This is a genomic window from Haloferax litoreum (genome assembly GCF_009674605.1).
Lineage (GTDB): Archaea > Halobacteriota > Halobacteria > Halobacteriales > Haloferacaceae > Haloferax > Haloferax litoreum.
The window spans coordinates 246,891-269,407 of sequence record NZ_WKJO01000001.1 but is presented as its reverse complement, the minus strand read 5'-3'; the positions used below and the strand labels follow the sequence as shown (position 1 = coordinate 269,407).

24 protein-coding genes are annotated in these 22,517 nt (G+C 63.1%); 6 read left to right on the top strand and 18 right to left on the bottom strand.

Annotated features, from left to right (window positions below; genetic code table 11):
• Window positions 1-16: 16 nt before the first annotated feature.
• The 4 genes from GJR96_RS01385 to GJR96_RS01370 all read right to left on the bottom strand — a co-directional run bounded on the left by GJR96_RS01385 (window position 17) and on the right by GJR96_RS01370 (window position 3,501).
• On the bottom strand, window positions 17-412 hold the full coding sequence (locus tag GJR96_RS01385; protein WP_058572696.1) for a DUF7575 domain-containing protein: 396 nt from the start codon (window positions 410-412) through the stop codon (window positions 17-19).
• Between the two features lie 27 nt (window positions 413-439).
• A complete protein-coding gene (locus GJR96_RS01380) occupies window positions 440-1,135 on the bottom strand; it encodes a type I 3-dehydroquinate dehydratase (protein ID WP_151161295.1) in 696 nt (231 codons plus the stop codon).
• Window positions 1,136-1,223: 88 nt separating this feature from the next.
• Window positions 1,224-2,336, bottom strand: a complete 1,113-nt coding sequence (locus GJR96_RS01375; RefSeq protein WP_151161294.1) for a DNA-methyltransferase — start codon at window positions 2,334-2,336, stop codon at window positions 1,224-1,226.
• Between the two features lie 157 nt (window positions 2,337-2,493).
• Entirely contained in the window at window positions 2,494-3,501 is a 1,008-nt protein-coding gene (locus GJR96_RS01370) for a transcription initiation factor IIB (protein ID WP_151161293.1), read from the bottom strand.
• 243 nt (window positions 3,502-3,744) lie between these two features.
• Here GJR96_RS01370 and GJR96_RS01365 point away from each other — a divergent pair, with 243 nt between their 5' ends.
• Together GJR96_RS01365 and yjjX are read left to right on the top strand one after the other, a co-directional pair.
• Window positions 3,745-4,530, top strand: coding sequence for a helical backbone metal receptor (locus tag GJR96_RS01365; protein WP_151161292.1), 786 nt, complete (start codon window positions 3,745-3,747; stop codon window positions 4,528-4,530).
• Window positions 4,531-4,551: 21 nt separating this feature from the next.
• On the top strand, window positions 4,552-5,079 hold the full coding sequence (yjjX, locus tag GJR96_RS01360; RefSeq protein ID WP_151161291.1) for an inosine/xanthosine triphosphatase: 528 nt from the start codon (window positions 4,552-4,554) through the stop codon (window positions 5,077-5,079).
• Between the two features lie 13 nt (window positions 5,080-5,092).
• Here yjjX and aglD read toward each other — a convergent pair whose 3' ends face one another.
• The gene (gene aglD, locus GJR96_RS01355) at window positions 5,093-6,961 is read right to left on the bottom strand and encodes a flippase domain-containing glycosyltransferase AglD (protein ID WP_151161290.1); all 1,869 of its coding nucleotides are present in this window, start codon (window positions 6,959-6,961) and stop codon (window positions 5,093-5,095) included.
• A 245-nt stretch (window positions 6,962-7,206) separates the two neighbouring features.
• Here aglD and GJR96_RS01350 point away from each other — a divergent pair, with 245 nt between their 5' ends.
• Complete coding sequence (locus GJR96_RS01350) at window positions 7,207-7,476, top strand: DUF7123 family protein (protein WP_151161289.1); 270 nt, start codon at window positions 7,207-7,209, stop codon at window positions 7,474-7,476.
• Between the two features lie 186 nt (window positions 7,477-7,662).
• Here GJR96_RS01350 and GJR96_RS01345 read toward each other — a convergent pair whose 3' ends face one another.
• The 9 genes from GJR96_RS01345 to pyk all read right to left on the bottom strand — a co-directional run bounded on the left by GJR96_RS01345 (window position 7,663) and on the right by pyk (window position 16,271).
• Entirely contained in the window at window positions 7,663-8,280 is a 618-nt protein-coding gene (locus GJR96_RS01345; protein WP_151161288.1) for a winged helix-turn-helix transcriptional regulator, read from the bottom strand.
• A 118-nt stretch (window positions 8,281-8,398) separates the two neighbouring features.
• Entirely contained in the window at window positions 8,399-9,649 is a 1,251-nt protein-coding gene (locus tag GJR96_RS01340; RefSeq protein ID WP_151161287.1) for an SPFH domain-containing protein, read from the bottom strand.
• Window positions 9,650-9,775: 126 nt separating this feature from the next.
• On the bottom strand, window positions 9,776-10,324 hold the full coding sequence (locus GJR96_RS01335; RefSeq protein WP_151161286.1) for an SPFH domain-containing protein: 549 nt from the start codon (window positions 10,322-10,324) through the stop codon (window positions 9,776-9,778).
• An 87-nt stretch (window positions 10,325-10,411) separates the two neighbouring features.
• The gene (locus GJR96_RS01330) at window positions 10,412-11,005 is read right to left on the bottom strand and encodes an NfeD family protein (RefSeq protein WP_151161285.1); all 594 of its coding nucleotides are present in this window, start codon (window positions 11,003-11,005) and stop codon (window positions 10,412-10,414) included.
• A 100-nt stretch (window positions 11,006-11,105) separates the two neighbouring features.
• Entirely contained in the window at window positions 11,106-12,218 is a 1,113-nt protein-coding gene (locus GJR96_RS01325; RefSeq protein ID WP_151161284.1) for a restriction endonuclease, read from the bottom strand.
• A 2-nt stretch (window positions 12,219-12,220) separates the two neighbouring features.
• Window positions 12,221-12,382 carry a hypothetical protein gene (locus GJR96_RS01320; protein ID WP_154326156.1) on the bottom strand — a complete coding sequence of 54 codons (162 nt, stop codon included), beginning with the start codon at window positions 12,380-12,382 and terminating at the stop codon, window positions 12,221-12,223.
• Window positions 12,379-14,088 (bottom strand): DUF7282 domain-containing protein, encoded by a 1,710-nt coding sequence (locus tag GJR96_RS01315; RefSeq protein ID WP_151161283.1) that lies wholly within the window; start codon window positions 14,086-14,088, stop codon window positions 12,379-12,381. Before GJR96_RS01315 ends, GJR96_RS01320 begins: the two co-directional genes overlap by 4 nt.
• A 167-nt stretch (window positions 14,089-14,255) precedes the next feature.
• Window positions 14,256-14,471, bottom strand: coding sequence for a DUF7312 domain-containing protein (locus tag GJR96_RS01310; protein ID WP_151161282.1), 216 nt, complete (start codon window positions 14,469-14,471; stop codon window positions 14,256-14,258).
• 42 nt (window positions 14,472-14,513) lie between these two features.
• Entirely contained in the window at window positions 14,514-16,271 is a 1,758-nt protein-coding gene (gene pyk / locus GJR96_RS01305) for a pyruvate kinase (protein ID WP_151161281.1), read from the bottom strand.
• A 190-nt stretch (window positions 16,272-16,461) separates the two neighbouring features.
• Between pyk and GJR96_RS01300 the strand changes: the two genes are divergently transcribed.
• Window positions 16,462-17,289 (top strand): cytochrome bc complex cytochrome b subunit, encoded by an 828-nt coding sequence (locus GJR96_RS01300; protein WP_151161280.1) that lies wholly within the window; start codon window positions 16,462-16,464, stop codon window positions 17,287-17,289.
• A gap of 86 nt (window positions 17,290-17,375) precedes the next feature.
• Window positions 17,376-17,669: a hypothetical protein gene (locus tag GJR96_RS01295; protein ID WP_151161279.1), complete on the top strand. Its 294-nt coding sequence runs from the start codon at window positions 17,376-17,378 to the stop codon at window positions 17,667-17,669.
• A 77-nt stretch (window positions 17,670-17,746) separates the two neighbouring features.
• Here GJR96_RS01295 and GJR96_RS01290 read toward each other — a convergent pair whose 3' ends face one another.
• The 4 genes from GJR96_RS01290 to GJR96_RS01275 form a co-directional block, all read right to left on the bottom strand.
• Window positions 17,747-18,040, bottom strand: a complete 294-nt coding sequence (locus GJR96_RS01290) for a hypothetical protein (RefSeq protein WP_151161278.1) — start codon at window positions 18,038-18,040, stop codon at window positions 17,747-17,749.
• 92 nt (window positions 18,041-18,132) lie between these two features.
• Entirely contained in the window at window positions 18,133-18,438 is a 306-nt protein-coding gene (locus GJR96_RS01285; RefSeq protein WP_151161277.1) for a hypothetical protein, read from the bottom strand.
• 83 nt (window positions 18,439-18,521) lie between these two features.
• Window positions 18,522-20,594 (bottom strand): methionine--tRNA ligase, encoded by a 2,073-nt coding sequence (gene metG, locus GJR96_RS01280; protein ID WP_151161276.1) that lies wholly within the window; start codon window positions 20,592-20,594, stop codon window positions 18,522-18,524.
• 246 nt (window positions 20,595-20,840) lie between these two features.
• Window positions 20,841-21,518: a LiaF transmembrane domain-containing protein gene (locus GJR96_RS01275; protein WP_151161274.1), complete on the bottom strand. Its 678-nt coding sequence runs from the start codon at window positions 21,516-21,518 to the stop codon at window positions 20,841-20,843.
• 129 nt (window positions 21,519-21,647) lie between these two features.
• Between GJR96_RS01275 and GJR96_RS01270 the strand changes: the two genes are divergently transcribed.
• Window positions 21,648-22,511, top strand: coding sequence for a DUF5694 domain-containing protein (locus GJR96_RS01270; RefSeq protein WP_151161272.1), 864 nt, complete (start codon window positions 21,648-21,650; stop codon window positions 22,509-22,511).
• Window positions 22,512-22,517 lie beyond the last annotated feature (6 nt).

Here is a 22,517-nt window from a genome sequence, read left to right as displayed (position 1 = left end):
GAACACCCGCGGTCGGTTATTCTTCGACGTAGTGCCACTCGAGTTCGGTCGCACACCACGGACAGAAGTCGAGACTCTGGTCGAGTTCGCCCCCACAGACCGGACAGGTCGGCTTCCCGTCTTTGGTCTGGCCGGGGATTCGCATCCCGACGCGATACGCGTCCAGCGCGCTCAAGAACAACAGTGCTACGACGGGCACCGTCACCTCTGTCGGGAGCGAATCGACTGACGCCGTCGCCGGGTCGGAGAACGTCGAGACCAACACGAGGCCCGCGCCGAGGACGAACGTGAACCACGCGATTGCGCGTCGCCACTCCCGGAGGTACACGTGCCCAGCGCCAGCGATTCCGAGAGAGGCGCCTAACACGCCGACGAGGGCGGCGACAACGGCGCGGCGACGAGCGTCTGGCATCGTGCGTTGGCCTCAACGTCTGTCCATTTAAACGTCCGGATTGCTGGACAGGTCGGCCACGAGCGACCGAAGTGTCTGAACGTCGTACTGTCCCGGTGCGGTGGCGTCGGCAGGGTCGACCGGCGCGTACCCAATCTTCGACCCGTACACCGGCGCGACTGCGCGAGTGTGCCTCCCTGCTTCGCCCATCGCCATCGTCGCCACCGTATCACCCCATTCGGTCGCCGCCCGAGTGACGTCGAGGAGGCGAAGCGCGTCGGCGTTCGAGTGCGCGGTGACGGCGAGTTTTCCAACGTCGCCGAGCGTCGCTGCCTCGTGGAGGAGGTTGGTCAGTTCGGACCGGGCGGGTGTCCGGTCGAAGTCGTGGACGGATGCGACGACTGTCGCCCCCGTGGCCCGTGCTCTGGCGGCGGCATCAGCGCCGACGTCTGCACGGAGACAGGCGAGTTCGATATCGACGGCCGCGACGGCGTCGAACTCGGTGGCGGCGACGAGGGTGTCGAGACGGTCGACGTCGGCGGTGTCGGCTTCACCGCCTTCCCACTCGGCACGGTTCGTCGCCAGAATCGGGAGTTCCCCGTCGTACCCGTCGAGCGCGTCGAGTGGGTCGTCTGCGAGGTCCAATCGGAATTCGACGGCGTCTGCAACACCTCGGGCCGCCGGTTCGTCGGCTAGGTCTGCGGTACTCGCCGCGAGGACGAACGAGTCGAACGACAGGTCCATAGTTTCTGCTCTGTCTGCCGATACTAAAGGGGTGTCCGTGTCCGCAATGGACCCGTCGCGGGGCCGGTCGACGCGTCCTGCTCAGCTATCAATCCGTTGTCTGCCCGTCTTCGGAGACGGCGTCCGGCGTCGAATTCACCGGGCTCGACCCCACGTCGGTCGCTGTGGTTGCGTCGAGTGGGTCGTGCTCGACGGTGAACACACGGTCCTCGTCGGACTGCGACTTCGTGACAGAGGTGACCCCGTACAGTCGAATCTCGCGTTCCTGCTTCGTCACGACGGGGAACTCGTAGTGTTCGGCATCGTACCCGGGTCGGTCGTCTCTGTCGGCGACGAACGCCCGATGTGCGTCGAGTCGGCGCTCGACTTCCTCTCGCGAGCGCGCTTCGATATCCTCGACTCGGTCTTCGAACGCCCGAATCAGGTCGGCATCGAGGTCATAGCCGACCGAGTTTCGCCCCGCGAGCATGGCCGCCAGCGTCGTCGTCCCCGTCCCAGTAAATGGGTCGAACACGGTGTCACCGTAGACAGAGTACATCCGAATCAGGCGCAGTGGAAGTTCGACCGGGAAGGCCGCCGAGCGCTCTCGCGCGCCTGAATCGAGGTGTTGGTCTGTCCCGGTGAAGTCCCAGAGGTCCGAGAACCAGCGGTTTCGTTCCTCCCAGAAGAAGGCGCTCTCGTAGCGCATCTCGTCACCCGGCGGGAACGACCGGGAGTCTCCTTTTCGCACGATGAGGACGTACTCGTGTTCGAGCGTGACGTAGGCGTTGGGAGGGAGCGTCCCCGACCCCATGAACTTCGTCAGTCGATTCGTCGGTTTTCGCCAGATTGCGTCGGGGAGCGGAACGAGTCCGCGTTCGGTGAGCGCCGTGAGGATTCGTGCGTGGTTCGGGTACTGTCGGAACGACCCGGCGAGACTCCGCGTCGCGTCGCCGACGTTCACGCACGCGATACCGCCCGGCGCGAGGACGCGTTCGACTTCGTCCCACACCGCGTCGAGTTGCTCGTGCATCGACTCGAAGGCAGCGTCGCCGTCGCCCGCCGCGAGTGCACGGGCTACGCCCTCGTCACGTGCCGAAAAGAGGTCGTCCCACATCTCAATCATGGGATACGGCGGCGAGGTGACGACGAGGTCCACGCTTCCGTCGGCGAGTCCAGTGTCAGCGGCGTCGCCCACGCGGAGGGCGTGTTCCGTGCGCATCGTAGAGTGGTGTTCACCCGACGACAAAATGTTTCCCCCGCCGACCAGTTCGCCTGCCGCGCGTAGCGTGGTCCATCACCCGGCGCTGTCGCTGGGGGTTCGAATAACGGAAAAAGTACAGCGGTCGTCTCTACGCGCCGTCGGGAGCGTCGTCGATTCAGACGAGTCCGAGGTTCTCCTCTGCTTCGAGGAGTTCGTGGTAGCGGTTGCGGATGGTGACTTCGGAGATGTCTGCAACGTCGCTGACCGCGGCCTGCGTCGTCTTCTCGTTCGTGAGGAGTGCAGCAGCGTAGACGGCGGCGGCGGCGAGGCCGACAGGCGACTTACCCGAGTGGACGCCCTTTTCCTTCGCGTTCTTCAGGAGTTTGCGCGCGCGCATCTTCGACTCGTCCGAGAGGCCGAGTTCGCTGGCGAACCGGGGGACGTACTGCTCGGGGTCGGCGGGCTTGACTTCGAGCGAGAGTTCGCGCGCGATGTAGCGGTACGTGCGGGCAACTTCGCTCTTCTCGACGCGGGAGACTTCTGCAATCTCGTCGAGGGAGCGCGGGACGCCGGCCATGCGGGCGGCGGCGTACGTACAGGAGGTAGCGACGCCCTCGATGGACCGGCCGGGGAGCAGGTCGTCGTCGAGCGCACGGCGGTAGATGACGGAGGCCGTCTCGCGGACGTTCTCGGGGAGGCCGAGCGCCGAGGCCATGCGGTCGATTTCGCCGAGTGCCTGCTTCAGGTTGCGCTCTTTGGAGTCGCGGGTGCGGAAGCGCTCGTTCCACTTGCGGAGACGCTGCATCTTCTGGCGCTGGCGAGCACCGAGCGAGTTCCCGTAGGCGTCGCGGTCACGCCAGTCGATGTTGGTCGAGAGACCCTTGTCGTGCATCGTGTTTGTCGTCGGGGCACCGACGCGGGACTTCTCGTCTTTCTCGCGGGCGTCGAACGCGCGCCACTCCGGGCCGCGGTCGACGGAGTCGGCGGTGACGACGAGGCCACAGTCGTTACAGACGGTCTCACCGTGTTCGTCGTCGGTGACGACGTGACCACCGCACTCGGGACACTGCAGGGAGTCTCCCTTCGTTGTCTCGGATTCGGATTCGGTCTGCTGTCGGCCGTTTCGCTGGTTGTCTTCTCGCTGCTTTGCGCCGGGGTTTCGGGTCCAGATTCGTTCGCTCATGTATACGACGGCGGGTGCTCCGGGAAGGGGTGGTTAGAGGCGGCTAGAACCCGGATGCTGTCCGTAACACTCACGACCGCAGACGACTGCATAAATGGTTTGGTATCGTCCGCAGATTTGGCTAATTTTGCATGTGAGCGCCCCGCACACGGGCCAATAGACTTCTGCCCCGAACTCCAGTCTGCTCCCGAACGAAGCGACGCGGTACATATTTTTCACGCAGGTCCGTCGTGGCGTGTACCCATGGCCGCCTCGCCCCGCGTCGTCTCACTCGCCCCGAGTTCGACGGCAATTCTCGACGCCGCCGGACTCGAGTCCCACGTCGTCGCGACGACCGTTCACTCGCCACTGGACCGCCCCGCAGTCGGCGGCTGGTTGAACCCCGACTTCGAACGAATCGAAGCACTCGACGCAGACGTCCTCTACACCTGTGACGACCTCCAGCAGGACGTCGCCGACGAGGCCCGCGAACGCGGATTCGACGTGTGTCACGTTGCGCCGACGACGCTCGACGAGGTGTTCGAGACGTTCTCTACTGTCTGTGCCGCCGCCGGCGACGCGGACGCGGGAACTGCACTCGCCGACGATTGCCGGTCCCACCTTGACGCAGTTAGGGCGGCAGTCGCCGACGAACCTCGTCCAACGGTCTACTGCGAAGAGTGGGCCGACCCGCCGATGGCGGCCGGAAATTGGGTCCCCGACGTTGTCCGGGCGGCGGGTGGGTCGTATCCACTCGTCGACGCCGGCGAACGGTCGCGTGAAATCGCTCCTGACACCGTCGTCGCCGCCGACCCGGACCACGTCGTCCTCCACCCGTGTGGAAAGGGCGAACGCGGCGACTCCGAAGCATTCGAGGCCCGACAGTGGGACCTCGACGCCGACGTTCACGCCGTCGACGACTCGCTTCTCAACCAACCGAGTCCTGCACTGATGGACGGTATCGACCGGCTCGCACGATGTTTTTACCCCGGCGTCGACCTCCCCGGCCCGTGGTCGCCGTCGCGGACGGAATCCGATGGAAGGATATGACCGCACGCTTCCTCTGACGACATGGACATCGCGGTCGGAAGCGGCAATCCAGTGAAGCGGCGTGCAGTCGAACGGGCCGTCCCCCACGCCAGCGTGGCGGCAGTGGCCGTCGAGTCGGGCGTCTCGGAGCAACCCGTCGGGCACGACGAGACGCTCTCCGGCGCAGTCACTCGCGCGCGCCGGGCGTTCGACTCGGGCGACTACGACCTCGGCGTCGGCATCGAAGGTGGTGTCGCCGCCGTCCCGTCGAGCGACGACTCGGAAGACGAACTCTACCTCATCATGTGGGCCGCCGTGACCGACGGCGAGCGAATTGGCCGGGGTGCTGGCCCGACGTTCCCGCTTCCCGACCGCATCGCCGACCGAATTCGCGCTGGCGAGGAACTCGGCCCGGTCATGGACGAGGTTCTCGGAACCGAGGATATCGCGAAGAACGAGGGTGCCGCAGGTGCGTTCTCCGAGGGTCGAATCACTCGAACGGACGCGCTCGAATCGGCGGTGACGGCCGCACTCTCACCGATTCGGAGCGACCTGTACAGACCCCAGTAACGACAGACAGCGGTTATTCTGACTCGACGAACTCGCGTTCGCGTACGTCGGCGCTCTCTTCGACTGCCGTCGTCAGCGAGACGTTGAGCGAGAGCATCGACACGACGCCGCCGACGAGCGTGACGGCGTTCTTCACCGCGTGGTCGAGGACTGCCGCCGCGAGTGCAGTCGCCGGTGCGACCGGTGCGAGTGCGGCCATAAACACGGTAAATGCGATTTCGTAGAGGCCGACGCCGCCCGGTGAGAGGGGTAAGACCTTCGCGAGGTTCCCGACGCTCACGGCGAAGAAGGAGACGCCGACGAGGACGACAGGGTCGATGTCGACGCCGAGGGCGTAGAGGACGACGATAGCGGTCACCACGTCGATAGTCCAGACGGCGAGACTCGACAGTCCGACGAGACTGAACGCCGTGCGGTTGCCAGCGACGGCCTGCAGGTCGGAGACGAACTGCTCGATGATGTCGACGACGTACTCCACGTACGAGTCCGAGGAGAACCGTCCGACGAACGCGCGGACGAAGTTGCGGTCGGCACGCGCGGAGAGTGCGATGCCAATGACACCCGCGATGGCGACGAGGCCGACACCGGTTGCGACGTAGGCGACGGTTCGCACGTCGTCTGCAGAGACGTCGACGGACCCACCGCTCACGCCGGTTGCAAGGACCGTTGCGATATCGGCGAGACCGCCAGTCGCGGCGAGGCCGACGAGAACGGCCCCTGCGAGGCCGGCAATCGTGAGCAGGTCGAAGACGCGCTCGACGGCGAGTGAGGCGAAGCCTGACGGATACGGGATACCGCGTCGTGCCTTCACCACGTACGCACGCACGGCGTCGCCCGCGCGGGCGGGGAACACGAGGTTCCCGGTCTGACTGATGAAGATAGCGCCGGTGAGGAAACTCGCCTTCTCGTAGTACCCCAGTTCGCGGAGGATGTCGCGGTAGCGAACGCCCCGAAGTGGCCACGAGAGGACGTAGATACCTGCCGCCGCCGCGACGAGTGCGGGGTTCGCCTCGCCGAGGACGGAGAGGACCTCCGAGGGGTCGATGTAGAGCGTCATCAGCGCCACGGCGACGACTGTGAGGAGTAACCCGGCGGCGATAGTCACCCGCTGGGTGATGCGGGGGCGAACCGAGAGTTGCCACCACGTGCGCATAATCTGACTCCCCATTCCGAGGATGTCGCGGACCAGGTCGACTTTCGTGTCGCCCTTCGGTTCCCAGTCGACCGGGAACTCGGCGACGCGGAGGCCGGCGCGTTGCGCGCGGACGAGCATCTCGGTGTCCCAGAACCAGTGGTTGTCTTCCACGTCGTCGCGGAGCGTCTCGAACGCCGTCCTGCTGAACGCCTTGAACCCACACTGGTGGTCACGGAGGTTCGACCGAAGGAAGAAGCGGACGAGGCCGTTGTAGACCTGACTCGGGAACCCGCGTTTGACCGGGCGATTAGCGACGTGTTCTGGCATCCAGCGCGACCCAGTCGCGACGTCGTACTCGCCCGAACGGACACGCTCGACCAATTCTTCGAGGTGTCGCATGTCCGTCGCGAGGTCCGTATCGAAGTAGACGAGCGTCTCGCCGTGGGCGGCGTCGAACGCGCGTTCGAGCGCACCACCCCTGCCGAGTCGTTCGTCGCTGTGGTAGTGGCGAATCCGCTCGTCTTCGGACGCCATCCGAGTGGCGATTTCGGGTGTGCGGTCGTCGCACCCATCTTCGGCGACGATAACCTCGAAGGCGTCGTTCGGGAGGAACGATTCGAGCGTCTCCACTGTCACGGTGACCGTGTTCTCGATGGTCCGCTCTTCGTTGTAGGCGGGGAGGACGACGCTCACTTCGACGCCGGCGGAGGAGGCGGTGACCGAGCGTCGGTCTGTCGGGCGACCCATTGTGGTGGTATGGCCGCTTTCTGCGTATGAATTTTCTGTCTCGCGTCGTGGAGTGTCTGTTCGCGGGACGCGTTCGACCGTCCCTTAATCGGGAGTGTTCGACTTACGTGGGTGTTAGCTAACCGTACCTGCGACGGGTCGGTGGCCTCTGTCGGAGACCCGTTTCACCGATAAAATCGACAGACAGCGACGTGTTAACCTCCCGTACCAAACCCCTGATAGGCATCTCACTACTTTGTGGAGATATGAGCACGACCGCAACCACGACCACCGTCGAGGGGGATGTCCTCGACACCGGCAGTTCCCTCTCTGAGAAACAACGTCGCATCCTCGAATACCTCCGCCGCAACGCGGACTCGCAGATGTACTTCAAATCGCGCCTCATCGCCGAAGACCTCGACCTCTCGGCGAAGGAAGTCGGCGCGAACATGCGGCCGATTCTCGACGGCGAGTTCGACGTGACCGTCGAGAAGTGGGGGTACTCGTCGGGCACGACGTGGAAAGTCACTGTCTGAGACCCCGCTGACGGCACACGGCCCTCACGCGCCCCGGAACGCCGTGTCTCCCCTCACGCGTTCCACCCTGGCATTCACCTCCTTCTCACAGCACTACTTCGTGAGTAACGTCGTTCGTCCTCATGGTCACGGTGTCTGTCCGTCGAAAACGAGGGCCGCACGTCCACGTCTCACCGCTCGACCGCTTTAGGGGTCGAACCGAATCAACCCGGCCGCATCGTCCGCGAACGCCGCGGCGTCGGCACCGAAGGAGTCGGCGTAGCGAATCAGGAGCGTGATGACCGTCTCTGGTTCGCGGACGGCGTAGCCATCGTCGCGGGACAGCAGACCCACAGCGTCGAGTTCCTTCGCGTAGGTACTCACTGTCGCTCGCGAGACGCCTAGTTTGTCCGCGAGTTCGCTCCCGGTGGCGTCTGGGTCGCGAAGGAGGTGAACGAGCATGCCGCGCGGGGTGTCTCGGCGGAGATAGCCGAGTGCGGTCTGTTCGAACTCGGAGAATCGCCCGGTGGGGAAGAATCGCTTGTAGTCACCGTCACGACGGACTTCCAGCGTGCCGGCATCGACGAGAGTTCGCAGGTGGTACTGCGTCTCACCAGTTCCTAACTTCAAATCGTCGCGTACTTTCGAGAAGTGCGCACCCGGCGTGGACGCGACGTACCCGACAATCGCGTCACGAGCGTCGCTCGACCCCGATTCGTCGTCGTCGTCGCGTTTCCCGAGGCCCACGAGCGGTGTCGCGGCACCGAGTGCGGCGAACCGACGAAGGGTCGCACGCTTGTCGTCGTCTATCCGGCGATTCGACATCTACCTCCACATACGAGATGGCCCTAAGAAAAGCGCTTCGGGATGTATGTGGTCTGATACCACGACTGTCAACGGATGCGACGGGTCCGGGAGGGGACTGCGCGAGTGTCGGTGTCGCTTATTCGAGGTCCTTCTCGAAGGTCATCTCCGACTCGTCTTCGTCTGCTTCGTCGCGTTGCTGGCCGTTCGTCGGCCCCGAAGACGACTCATCTGCCGACTCGTCGGACTCTGAGACGACTTCGTCGGGAGACTTGATGGGTTCTTCTTCTTCGTCTGCTTCGGCGATGACTTCGTCCGGCGATTTGATGTTGTTGACTTCCGCACCGGCCTTGATTGCCTCTGCTTCCTGCTCGAGTTGTTCGACGTCCATCTCGGCCGCTTGGTCTATCTGGCCGAGGATGTCGTCGATGTCGTCGAGTCCGATGAGTTCGCGCGTCTCCTCGTCGAACTGCATGCTCGAGAGGCCTTCCGTGTCTTGGACGTCAGACCCGGTCAGTTGCTTGCCGTAGCGGCCGAGGAGCGACGTGAGTTCCTGCGGGAGGACGAACGTCGTCGACTCGCCTTGGCCGATGCGTTCGAGCGTCTCCATTCCCTTGTCGATGATAGCACGCTCGCCCATCGACTCGGCGGATTTCGCACGCAGAACAGTCGAGATGGCGTCACCCTGCGCTTCCAGAATCTGCGATTGCTTTTCACCTTGCGCGCGGATGATGTTCGACTGCTTTTCACCCTCTGCCTTCTCGACGGCGGAGCGACGTTCACCCTGCGCTTCGAGAATCATGGCGCGGCGACGGCGCTCGGCGGAGGTCTGTTGTTCCATCGCCTGTTGCACGTCCGCACTCGGGTTGACTTCGCGGACTTCGACGGATTCGACGCGGACGCCCCACTCGTCCGTGGGTTCGTCCAGTTCCTTGCGGATGCGTGCGTTGATTTCCTGCCGCTTGTTGAGCGTGTCGTCGAGTTCCATGTCACCGAGCACTGCGCGGAGCGTCGTCTGCGCGAGGTTGGAGACGGCCCGCTTGTAGTCGTCGACTTCGAGGAACGCCTTCTTGGCGTCCATGACCTTGATGTAGACGACGGCGTCTGCGGTCACCGGCGAGTTATCGCGCGTGATTGCTTCCTGTCGCGGCACGTCCAGCGTCTGCGTCCGCATGTCGAACGCGTAGGTCCGAGAGACGAACGGTGGGATGAAGTTGATACCCGGTTCGAGGAGTCGTCGGTACTCCCCGAAGACCGTGAGTGCCTTCTTCTCGTAGGCGTCCACGATTTCCACCATCTGGTACACCGTGACGACAGCGAGGACGAGCACGAGGAGGCCCGCAACGGCACCCCCGAGTTCGAGTCCCAGCTGGAGGGCTATGAGGTCCATAAGCCCGTCTAGGGTTGGCCGTATGATAAGTATTCGTGTACTCTGACAGTCACGTCTAACGATTCGGCCGCCGGCAGCGTTCCGAACGAGACGTTCTTGCAGAAACTTCGACAGTGCGAGGCGCTATCACCGAGTTTCGTCACCGACCGGTGTGGCTTCGTTCACTTCGACGCCGTCGATGCGGATGCCGAACTCGTCGACTTGCCTGCCGAGTTCCGTCTGAACTTTCGTCTCTACCCACTGTCCGTAGAGTGCATCGTCGAGTGATGCAGCAGCGAGGACCTCGCGGAGGGTCTCTTCGCAGCGCTCGGAGACGACACGCTCGTAGTCGTCGGTGGCGTGAAACAGCGTCTCTGTGTCAGATATCTGAACGTCGAGGTCGACGTCGACGGCCACGAGAGAGTCGTCGCGAGTGAGATACGTCTCCCGCGGTACGTCGAGCGTCTGCGCCCGCATGTCGAACGCGTAGGTCCGAGAGACGAACGGTGGGACGAAGTTGACACCCGGTTCGAGGAGTCGTCGATACTCTCCGAAAACGGTGAGGACTCGCGTTTCGTACGCTGAGACCACCTCGACCGACTGTGAGATGGCCACGGCGACGACGACGAAGACGACGATACCGACGAAGACTGACCCATCCAACGTGACCCCCGAGTTCGGGCCGATGACGTCCATGTCCGCAGAAATTACAGACTATTTGATAAGTGTTCGTTCCCGACACCACCGGACTGTGGACGGTGTGGTCCGGTCAGAGAGCGCCGACTACGCCTTTTCGACGTCTTCTGCTTCGCGCTCGCGTTCTGCCTGCTCTCGTCGGCGACGCGCCCGTTCTCTGGCGAGTTCGCGGTCGATTTCGTCCTCACCGGGACCGATTCCTTCGACGGTGACGACGTTACCACCGCCGGGGTCGACGACGACCACCTCACTTCCGACTTCGAGTTCGCCATGGACCGACCGGGCGGCGTAGTAGGGGTTGAACCCGCCCTCGTCGAGTTTTACCTCGCCGTCGGTGGGCGTGACGCGTTCTGTGACGCGACCAGTCTTTCCTTTCAGCGCCGACGAATCGCTCGTCTTCCCCTCTCCTTTGCCCCCGTACAGGTCGAATTCTCGGTACCCGTACAGCGCGAGGGCACCGAAGACGAAGACGAGGACACCGAGGACGAGCGGTGTCGCAAACGGTCCGATGAGGAGTCCGATGAGACCCGCGGCGAGGAGGGCGACGCCGAGGACCACGAAGTGCGCACCGGGCGCCATCGCTTCGGCGAGAGAGAGACCGAGTCCGGCGAGGACCAAGAGCAATGGAAGTGTCTCGGGACCGATGAGGTCGAACTGCAACGGGAACGGCGGGTATGCCATAGAGGCTCTAGGGTCGTCGTCCGATTAAGGGTTGAGGGTATGTCACCACGTGGCGGCCAGTTCGATGTCCGTCGCGTGGCGTCGGTTCGTCGGTCTGACCTCACGAGGCGTCGGTCGGTTCGGCGGACATGGTCTCGTCGTGGACGAACGTGACTGTGTCTTCGTTCGAACTGCGGACGAGGAGCGTTCCCGTCGTCGTGTTTGCGGGAACGGAGTAGACGGTCCACACGCGCGTCGACTCGTTGGGTGCGAACAACGAACCGGTTGCGAACCCTGTGGTGTTGGTGAGCGGTTGATGGCCGTAGCGAACGCCGTCAGATTCGAGGACCAGCGCAGATTGCGAGAGTGTCCCCGGTGACGACTCCGACACGGTCACGTTGAGGGCGACGACCACGAACTGCTTGCCGTCGGGGGCGGTGTACGAGTTGTTCCCGACGGTGATGGAATCGGTCGTCTTCGCGTTCCACCGCGCGGCCATGTCCGACGACGACTGTGGCGCGGACGACAGGGCAGAGACGGCGACGCCGCCTTGCCCGCCCTGCGTGCCGAGGCCATCGACCATCGGGCCGAGGACCGCGACGGACCCCAGTGCGAGCACGAGGAGCAAGACTGCCACGACGACGACGCGGACGCTCGGCGGCGACCCGGATTTGAGGTCGTCGACCGAGGAGGGAAGGCGGTCCCGAAGCGAGACGTCGCTGTCACCCGCGAATCCCGAGAGACGCTCGCGGACCGAATCGAGTGGGAGCGACGACAGTGCGTTTGCGACCGGTTCGGGAAGGTCGAACGGGAGTCCGAACTCCACTTCCGCCGTCTCGTACACCTCGCCGTCGGTGTACTGCTTGACGGTCTCTTCGAGGTCCTCTTCTTCGACTGTCTCACCGAGTGAGTCCAGGTCGAGGAGGGTCACGTCGTGTTTCGTGGTGAAGCCTCGGACCTTGTCTGTGAACTCGCCTTGCGTCGCGATGGCGATGACGTCTATCTGTCGTTTCTTCGCGTGGGCGACGAAGCCTCTGACGTGGTCGAACTCGACGGCCGTGTCGACGGTGGGTAAGACGAGCATCATCCCTTTCGTCCCGTCGCCGCGTTGCCCCTGTACGAGGTAGCGTCCTTCACCACGCGGTTGGACGTTCGTCTGCCAGTTCCGTTGCGTCCAGAGGTCCGAGAGGAACCGGACGAAGTTCGCCGGTTCGAGTTCGACGAGTCTCGCCATCGTCAGGCCACCTCCGTCTCGTTCCAGTTCGTTCGTCCGTCGTCTCCGGTCATGTGGGATTCGTGTTCGTACAATCGAGGTGTAGCGTCGGGAGTAAACCTACCGGCGCGGTCACCACTCGACAGCACTGCCGTCGTCAGACCCGGTGATGTGGTGCGAATCATCGTCGTCGTGCGAGGAATCCGGTGACGATGAGCGCGATAACCACGAGTCCGGGCGAGAACGGAATCCCCGTGTTCGTCCCAGCGACTGCTGGTTCGATGGGTGTCCGTTCGACGACCGGATAGGGTGTGGCAGTCGACGTCGTCGTCGCCGTCGGTGTTGGTTCGTCCGTCGTCGGAGTGCTGGTCGGCGTCGGTGTCTTCGCGTCGGGTTCCAGTCGGACCATCGCGTCGTCGGCGACGAGTGACCCGTTGACACTGCCGTTCGTCCGGTACGGGAGGTCTACCTGAGACGAGAAGTTCTGGTCGTCGTCACGGTCCGCGTGGGCGATTGCGAGTAGTTCGGTGTCGGTCAGTTGCCGACGGTCGAATTCGACGATGACGTTCCCGTGTTCTCCCGGCGGGAGGTACGTGCTCGTCCCCAGGATTTCTTCGTCTGCCGTTTCGACCCGGACGAATCCACCGACAGAGAGGTTCACCTCACTGATAGTGACGAACGTCCCGTCAGTTTCCTGGTCGACGAACCGGAGACTCGCGTCGGATTCGAGGAGTCGCATCGTCGTCTCGGTGTTGTCGCGGTAGTCGCGAACCCACATCGGGAAGACGAGGCCACGGTCTTCGGGCGCGAACGTGAGGTTCGTCCGTATCGTCCTGTTCTCGGAGACGGTCATCGGGACGAGTTTCAAGAACGGTTGGCCGGGGGCACGCGCCCTGAGTTCCACGACACTCCCGGGTGCCAACGTCGACTCGCCGGTCACGTTGACCGTCGGGGCTTCCCACGGGTAGGTGGTCTCGTTGTTGACGGTCATAGACACGGTTGGCCGGACGAGATTGACCCGCGTCCGCGCCGTAATCGTGTCTTCGTCGACGAAGTCGCTGTGGTCGCCCTGCAACGTCACCGTGACTTCGTAGTCTTCGGACTCGCCTTCTATCGGGAGGTCCGAGGTGTCCCAGACGACGTAGACCACGTCGTTTTCGAAGTCAGGGACGACAGTTGTGCCGTTGTCGGGTGTGGCGAGGAACGACTGCTGTTCCTGGTTCGGACGCACTTCGAGTTGGTTCATCGAAATCTCGATACCGTTCGCGTCTGCCCCTCCAGCCACGTTTTCGGGCGTGAGTGCCGTCTCCAGACCGCTCTCGTTGATGCGGATGACAGCGAGGTCACCGCGGGCGACGTCGATTCGCTCCGTCGAAGACGACTGGATGTCCGACGGCGACAGCGACGAGTCGGAGTCGTTCAGACTCGCCGGCGCGACGAGCGTCGACGCAGACGTGTTGCCGCGGGGTTCGACTTCGAGTTGGCCGATGGCGCGTTCGACGCCGTCGATGGTCACGTTCATCAGGTACGTACTCGGTTCGATGGGTCGCCGGAGGTCGGCGGTGCGCAGCGTCGCGTTCCCGCCACCGGACACGTAGTCTTCCGGTTCCATGGTCGAATTGTACGTGTCGATTTCGACCGTCGTCACGCCAGACCCGGTGAGTTCGACCGTCAGGTGGTAGCCGTAGTCGTCACCACCGACGTTGAGGACGCCGGGTTCGGAGTGTTGCACCCGTATCTCGACGACGTCACCACGTGTGACTGTCGTGACGTCCTGGTCGAACGAAGCGGTTGGCTCGTCGGCCGCGGCGGTGGGCGCTGGGACCCAGAGTGCCGCAGTACAAATCAACACGGCAAGCAAAGCGGAGGGGGCGCGGGCTACGTAACTCATGTCGTGTGTCCCGGTTGGGGTTGACGGCGATTACCATCGGGGTCACATAAATCAAGAGGCCCGATTATCAAAACGGAAACTCACTCCGCCGACGAGGTTGGGTGAATGGCGTCGAACGGCCTTCGAGGTCGGTTCCGAACGAAGCAGTGGCGCGAAAGCAGCGACGCTCAGGCAGCGTTAGGGAAGATAGTGACGAGGACGAGACCAACCGCGAGAAGCACGCCGAGAAGGACGAAGACGACGTTCTCCGCCTGCGGCTTTCCCGGTTCGATGGGTTCCGCCTCGGCGGGCGTGTCCTCGACGATGCCGTCGGGGCCGACGTCGTCGATACCGAACCGCCACTCGCCTTCGTCCTCAGTCTTGGGTTCTGGAGAGCGAGACATTACGTTCGGGTACGCGACGAGGCGGGAAAGGGCTACCGAACGTTACCGGCCGTCGCGTTCGTGGCTGATGACGTCGCCTTCGTAGACGATGCCGCGTTCCGCGTGGAGGGTAATCGTCGACCCTTCTTCGACGGTGGGGGGGAGTGGTGCACCCGATACCATCGGGATGTCGAGTTCGCGTGCGACGAGTGCCGGATACCCGGTCATGCCAGCACGGGCATCGATGATACCCGCCAGTTTGGCCGCGTCGCCGTCGAACTCGCCATCGAAGTCGGCAGAGAGCGAGAGAATGGCCCCTTCAGGTACGTCGGAGAGGTCACCGTCTGCCGTGCGGTAGAGCGGTCCTGCGACCCGCCCGCCGACGATTTTGCGACCAGTTGCGACGGATTCGGCGGCGACGTGGACCTTGAGCATGTTCGTCGTGTTCGTGCCTTCGAGTTCGGTCATCATCCCAGAGAGGACGACGATGGTGTCACCGGACTCTGCGGCACCGGCGTCGAGTGCGGCGGTGACGGCGTCGTCCATCACGGACTCGACGCTCGTGCTGTAGTCGGAGTATTCGGCCGACGACCCCCACAGGAGCGCGAGTTGGCGACGGGTCCGGTCGTTCGGCGTCACCGCGACGACGGGGACGCCGGGGCGGAACTTGGCCGTCTTTCGGGCGGTGTACCCGGATTCGGAGACGGCGACGATGGCCGCGGCGTTCACGTCGCGGGCGAGGTACCGAGCAGAGCGTGCCAGCGCTTCGGTCCGGGATCCGTCGATAGCGGTCGGAACGCGCTGTTCTTGGCTCTCGTGGTACTCGGGACTCGACTCTATCTCTTCGACGATGCGGGACATCGTCTCGACGACACGGATGGGGTGGTCGCCGACGGCCGTCTCACCTGAGAGCATCACGGCGTCGGTGCCGTCGAGGACGGCGTTCGCGACGTCGGAGGCCTCGGCACGGGTCGGACGGCGGGAGCGAACCATCGAGTCGAGCATCTCGGTGGCGGTGATGACCGGGACGCCCGCGGCCTGTGCCTTTCGGATGGTGCGCTTCTGGATGATAGGGACCTCTTCGAGGGGACATTCGACCCCGAGGTCACCGCGCGCGACCATCACGCCGTGTGCGGCCTCGATAATCTCGTCGAGGTTCGCAACCGCGCCGGCACGCTCGATTTTGGCGATGATGGGGATGTCGGCGCCGAACGATTCGAGGGTGTCACTGATGGTGTACACGTCGGCGGCGTCGCGGATGAACGAGGCGGCGACGAAGTCGACTTCCTTCTCGGCGGCGAGTTTGAGGTTCTCGTAGTCCGAGTCGGTGATGAGGTCGATATCGAGGTCGACACCGGGGACGTTCACGCCCTTCCGAGCGCCGAGTTGCCCACCGGACTTGATACGAGTGAAGACAGAGTCGTCTTCGACTCGGTCGACGGTCGCCTCGATACGGCCATCGTCGAGCAAGACGGTGTCGCCCGACTCCGCAGCAGAGATAGAGTACGAGAGCCCGACGGCCTCTGGCGTGGCCTCGTCACCTTCGTAGAATCGGACCTCGCTCCCCGTCTCGAGGTAGATGTCCTCGTCGATGGGGGCGGTCCGTACTTCGGGGCCTTGCAGGTCGAGCATGGCCGCGAGCGGTTCGTCGGTCGCCTCGTCGACTGCCCGGATGTTGTCGATGACATCCGACCGGTGTTCGACGGTTCCGTGACTCGCGTTCATCCGGGCGACGCTCATCCCGGCGTCCGCGAGTCCACGAATCGTCTCTCGGTCGAACGAGGCGGGACCGAGTGTACAGACGATCTTTGCGTTTCGCATAGCGCGCCCTACGAGCGAAGAATAAAAAAGCCCGATGATGAACTCGGGTGCGAGTAACTCGTTCACACATATAGTCTATGTAGCTTGGGATAGCCCCGACGCGGCATCCACAGAAGTTACTGAGAGTCTCGAATTTGGTCGGTATGGGTGCTGTCGCGCTCTTTTTGTCTTCTCGGACCTATCTACTACTATGCCTTCGAGCGACGAGGGTCCGCTTCGGACAGATGGTGGGACCGGTGGCGGTGGTGACGCGACGTCGGAGACGGAACCGGCCGCAGACGGTGGTCTTCCGACGGGACCAGTCCCGCCGGACAACGAGACACCGACGTTCTACGACCGGAAAGCCCGGACGACCGGTCTGGCGCGTCTGACCTACGAATACTTCGAGCGTGCACGGTACGAAGACCAGACGGTTCGTCAATCGTCTGACTACGTCGAACGCGACGTACTCGCGTTCCCGACGTGGCCGCACGAGACCGTTCGGAACCTCTCTATCGCGTCGTTCTTCGTCGGGATGATTCTGTTCCTCTCGGCGACGATGCCGCCGCACATCGGCCCGCCGGCGAATCCGAGTCAGACCCCGGCGATTATCCTACCCGATTGGTACCTCTACTGGTCGTTCGGCCTGCTCAAACTCGACCCACTGAACCCCGAACTCGCCATCCTCGGCGGCCAGAAGCTAATGGCCGACCGAACCTATGGTGTGCTGGCCAACGGTGTGGTCGTCGGCTTCATCGCCATCGTTCCCTTCCTCAACAAGGGGTCCGCGCGTCGGCCAGTAGAGGAACCGTTCTGGGCAGCAGTCGGTGTCGCGGGCGTCGTCTTCGCGATGACAATCAGTATCCTCGCTATCCAGAATCTCGTCCCGATAAGCGTCCGCTTGCTGTTCGACCTGACGTTCCTCTTGCCCCTCGTCTTCGGGACCATCACCTACGCGGTGCTCAAGACCATGCGTGAGGGCTACATGTACAACCTCAACCGCCGCTACTACCGGCTCAGGCCACCGAAGAAGGTGTAGTCCGCTGAGTGGCACGAGGTACCACCCTCGTCGAAATATCCGTTTTCACCGACACATACATCATCCGAGGTGGAGACTCGCCGTGTATGGTCTCACTCGACCCGGCCGCTATGGTCCCTATCGTCCTTAGTATCGCCGTCGTGGCTGTCGTCGTCGCGGCCACGAAGTCCGTCTACGACGAACTCCGAGGCGGGACTGACACACTGTCGTTGACGTCCGTGCTTCTTCTCGTGACCGGGTCAGTCGTCTCCGTCGGGAGCAACGTCGCAGGCCTCGATGACGAGCACCCACTCGTACTCGGTGCGCTCGTGGTCGTCTCACTCGGAATTCTCCTCCGAGGCGTCGTCTGGGTCCGGGATAGAGAGACAGAAGCGGTGTAGTTCGTGCTCACGGTTGGGGTGACCTATCCCCAGACAGTGAACGATGTCGCCACACAGGGAACAGTCGCGCGACGGTGTCAGGGGACCGAGACAGTCGTCCGGTAGATGCCGCCGTCGTATCGGACGTACCCGGGGTCGATGAACTCGTTTCGGTCGGTCCCTTTGTGGATTGTCACGCTCCCATCGTCGTCAAGTGCCCGCTGGAACGCGCTTTTCTGTTCCGGCGAGAGGTTGTCGTAGGAGACTGCACCTTCCCCTTGTGGGAGTTCCTCGACGTGCTCGACGGTCAGGTAACCAGTCCCGTTGCTCCCGCCGAGACAGCCTGCACTGAGGACGAGGAGGACGACGGCGAGTGACACGCCCAGTCGCATAGACGCGGGTCGTCTGTCATCACCCATAGTGACTCCGATACGTCGCTGGCTTTCGAGAAGAGAACGAGCGTCCTGAGGCCCTCTCGAACGGACTACGGGGTGACGGTCGTCCGGTAGATACCGCCGTCGTACCGGACGTACCCGGGTTCGACGAACTCGTTCCGTGCGGACTCGGTCGGTATCTGGACTGTCCCTCCGGTCTCGACCGCTTCTTCGAAGACTGCTCGCTGGTCCGGGTCGAGGTTCGCGAACGCGACGGCACCTTGGCCTTCGGGGAGTTCATCCACACGCTCGACAGTCAGGGTTCCGGCCCCACCACCGGTGACGGCAGCGACGACACCGACGATGGCGACGAGTGCGACGACGATTCCAACCACGGTTCGTCCACCGAGTTCCATAGCTGACGCTGGGCAAGCGGGACGGATAGCCTCTGCGATACCGTACCGGGATTCGACGCAAAAATCGAGGAGTTCGGGGAGCCTTACTGGACCTTCGTGCCGGGCGTCGCGTCGTCGTAGGTCGTCAGCAGGTCGGCCTGGTCGCCGGCGGCGAGGAGCATCCCGTTGGACTCCGTGCCGAACAGTTCGGCCTTTTCGAGGTTGGCCACGATGATGACCTTCTTGCCGGGGAGGTCCGACAGGTCGTGGAGTTGCTTGATACCGGCGACTATTTGGCGCTCTTCGACGCCGATGTCGACGGTCAGTTTGGCGAGTTTGTCCGCACCATCGATGCCTTCGGCGTCCAGAATCTCGCCCACGCGGAGGTCGAGTTCCTGGAACTCGTCGAAGGAGATGCGGTCGTCTGCGATTGGTTCGAGGTCGGATTCGTCTGCCATACTCTCGTCGGCGTCCTCCTCGGACTCGTCGCTTTCGGATTCCGTCGCGGCGACGCGTTCGGCGAGTTTCTCGTTGAGTTCCTCGACGCGTTCGTCTTCTATCTTCTCGAACAGCGCTTCGGGTTCGCCGAACGACGCGGGCGGCGTCTCCAGTGCGTCTTCGATGTGCGTGTCGGCGACGGCACCGTCTTCACCGAGTTGCTCCCAGAGCGCCTGCATCTTGGCGGGCGCGACGGGGTGGAAGATGACGGCGATTGCCTTCGCAATCTGGACGCAGTCACGGATGACCTGCGCCGCCGCCTCTGGGTCCTCGTCGGTGAGTTTCCACGGTTCGTTCCGCTGGATGTACTCGTTGCCGAACTGGGCGAGGCGGACGGCGGCGTTGCCGGACTTCCGAATCGAGTAGTCGTTGATAGCCGCACCGAACTCGTCGATCGCCTCCTGAATCCGGTCGCGGACTTCCTCGGACACGTCGGCCGCTGGAGTGCCCTCGAAGTTGCGGTACGCGAAGAGCATCGAGCGGTACAGGAAGTTCCCGACGGTTCCGACGAGTTCGCTGTTCACGCGTTCGCGGAACTTCGACCACGAGAAGTCCACGTCCTGCTGGAACCCGCCGTTCGTGGCGAGGTAGTACCGGAGCAAGTCGGGGTGGAAGCCTTCGTCGAGGTACTCGTCGGCCCAGACGGCGCGGTTACGCGACGTGGAGAAGCCCTTTCCGTTGAGCGTGATGAAGCCGGATGCCATGACGGCACGGGGTTCGATGTAGCCCGCTCCCTTGAGCATCGCCGGCCAGAAGACGGTGTGGTGTTGGATGATGTCGCGGCCGATGATGTGGACGATGTCGCCCGACTCTTTCCACGCGTCCTCCCAGTCGAACACGTCGGCGCCGACGCGTTCTGTGTACTGTTTGGTGGAGGAGATGTACTCGATTGGTGCGTCGACCCAGACGTAGAGGACCAAGTCGTCGGCTTCGTCGCCGGGGTAGTCGATACCCCAGTCCATGTCGCGGGTGATACACCAGTCTTGGAGTTCTCCTTCTATCCACTCTCGAGGCTGGTTCTGCGCGTTCGAGGTGCCCTCCACCCGATTGATGAACTCTTGGAGGTACTCCTGTAGGTCGGAGACGGCGAAGAACTTGTGTTCACGTTCGCGGTACTCGGCGGGGTTGCCGGTGAGCGTCGAGGTTGGGTCTTCTATCTCGCCGGGTTCGAGGTGGCGACCACAGCCTTCGTCACACTCGTCACCGCGGGCGTGTGCGCCGCAGTACGGACACGCACCCTCGACGAATCGGTCGGGAAGCCACTGGTCCGCGTCGGGGTCGTATGCGACGGGAATCTCTTTCTCGTAGACGTAGCCCTCAGATTCGAGGGTTCGGACGATTTCCTGCGTGAGTTCCGTGTTCGTCTCGTCGTGGGTGTGGCCGTAGTTGTCGAAGTCGATGTCGAAGCGGGGGAACGTCGCTTCGTACTTCTCGTGGTGGCGGAGCGCGAACTCCTCGGGCGTGACTCCTTCTTTCTCGGCGTTGACGGCGACTGGCGTGCCGTGCATGTCCGACCCGCTGACGAAGGCCGTCTCTTGGCCGAGTTTTCGCAGCGAGCGACTGTAGATGTCGCCGCCGACGTACGTTCTGAGGTGGCCGATGTGCAGGTCACCGTTCGCGTAGGGCAACCCGCACGTCACCACCGCTGGGTTCTCTGTGGGGAATTCCTCGTGACTCATATGTGTCGTGTATCTCGGATGCGGGCCTAAAGCCCGCCGGTACGGATGCGTCTGTCGGTCAATGCGGAAACAGCCCGGGGTTCACCGGGTTCGGCGTCGCCGCGCGTTACCGCGGCGAAAACCGAGAACGGGTCCACCCGTGGCTAAAAGAGGAGGCGCATGCGCATGTTGTCGGGGAGACCCGTCGCAATCACATCGCAGACAAGAGCGAGGAGAAATATAAAAGACGCGCCTCCTCGGAGGGGTTCAGTCCTTGATGCTGACGCCACCGAAGGCGCAGAACCCGGAGACGACGAGGTCAACCGTCTCGTGTTCGAGTTCGCGGCGCGGGCGTTCGTCTTCAGCGCCACCGAAGACCGGGAGCACGTCTATCCGGACGTTCCACTCGCGCGGAACGGTAATTTCGACGCCACCGAACATCGACGTGACGTTGATTCGAGCGGTCTCTTCGAGGTCCACCACGTCGCGGAGGTCTACCTCGGCGGCCCCGAACAGGGTCGTGATAGCCCCGCCGGTGAAGCGAGCAGTCGTGGCCCGTGCGTTACGCCCGCCGAAGATGGCGACGATGTCCACGCGGTCACCGGTTATCGGTTCGACGGACGAGCGCACCCGACCGAGAGCGACCGACAGGCCGAGGATGACGAGGAGGACCGGCCAGAACGACAGGACTTGCGACCCCGTCACGAGGTCGAGGGCAACCGCTTGCCACGCGCCGGCGAAGGTGATGAGGACGAGTGGTCCCCCAACGTTTCGGAACCCGCTGGCGACGAGTGCGTACACGCCGACGAGGACGAACAGCGACGGGATGTACCGAAGGAGGCCACTCGTGTCGTAGAGTCCGGTGCTGTTTGCGAGCAGTACGAGGCCAACGAGGACGATAGCGCCCCCGACGACGACTTGGTTGGAGATACGTCTGTATGCCATACTAGCAGTACGCAGTGCCAAGAGATAACCAGCGATTCTGATTCTCGATTTTGTCGAAACGACCGAGGTGTGTGAATACCGAGGTTATCGACCCGTAGTTTCATGGCAAAGTAATGATGGATTGGGTGTATGAGTAGGCAACAGTCGGCTGACAACTCTCCCGAAGGGTGGCCTCGATGTGAACCGGGCCCGGTCGAGGTGATGCTCCTCGGCACGTACCACATGGATAACCCAGGACTAGACGTCGCCCAAATCGACGTGGACGATGTCCTCACGCCCGACAGACAACGTCAGTTACGTACCACTATCGATGCGTTAGAGCGGTGGTGCCCCGACCGGGTTGCCGTCGAACGGCCGTACGACCATGCAGACGAGGTAAACGCCATCTACGACGAGTACCGGTCTGGTAAACGGGCGTACGACGCCGAAGAAGAAATCGAACCTCCCCATCCTTCCCGAAACGAGATGACGACGGAGTGTCGAAGCGAAGTCGTCCAACTCGGATTTCGGCTGGCCGACAGATTGGACCACGAACGAGTGTACGCCATCGACTACCCGATGGCGCTGGGAAACGACGCGTACGCGACGCTCGTAGAAGACGAGTTCGAACCTGAAGAGAAAGTTCCGTCCGAACGTCTCGACGTCGAAGCACTCGAAGCGGAACTCACGGAGCAAATCGCGACGAAGACGATTCCGGAATTCCTCGTGTGGCAGAACCGAGAGCGAAACCTCGGAACCGAATCGGTTGGGTTCTTCGGGGAGACTCTTCGCTGGGGGCGTGGAGATAACTTCGGAGGACCGGCGATGGTGGCGACGTGGTACGACCGAAATCTGCGGATGGTGCACAACCTCTGGCGAGCAATCGAGTCTGGAGACGAACGTGTCCTCGTCGTGGTCGGCGCGAGTCACGTCACCGTGTTACGAGAACTGCTCGGGAACGCGCCGATGTTCTGTCCGGTCAGTCCGTTGCCGTATCTCGAAGACGCACTGTAGCGGACG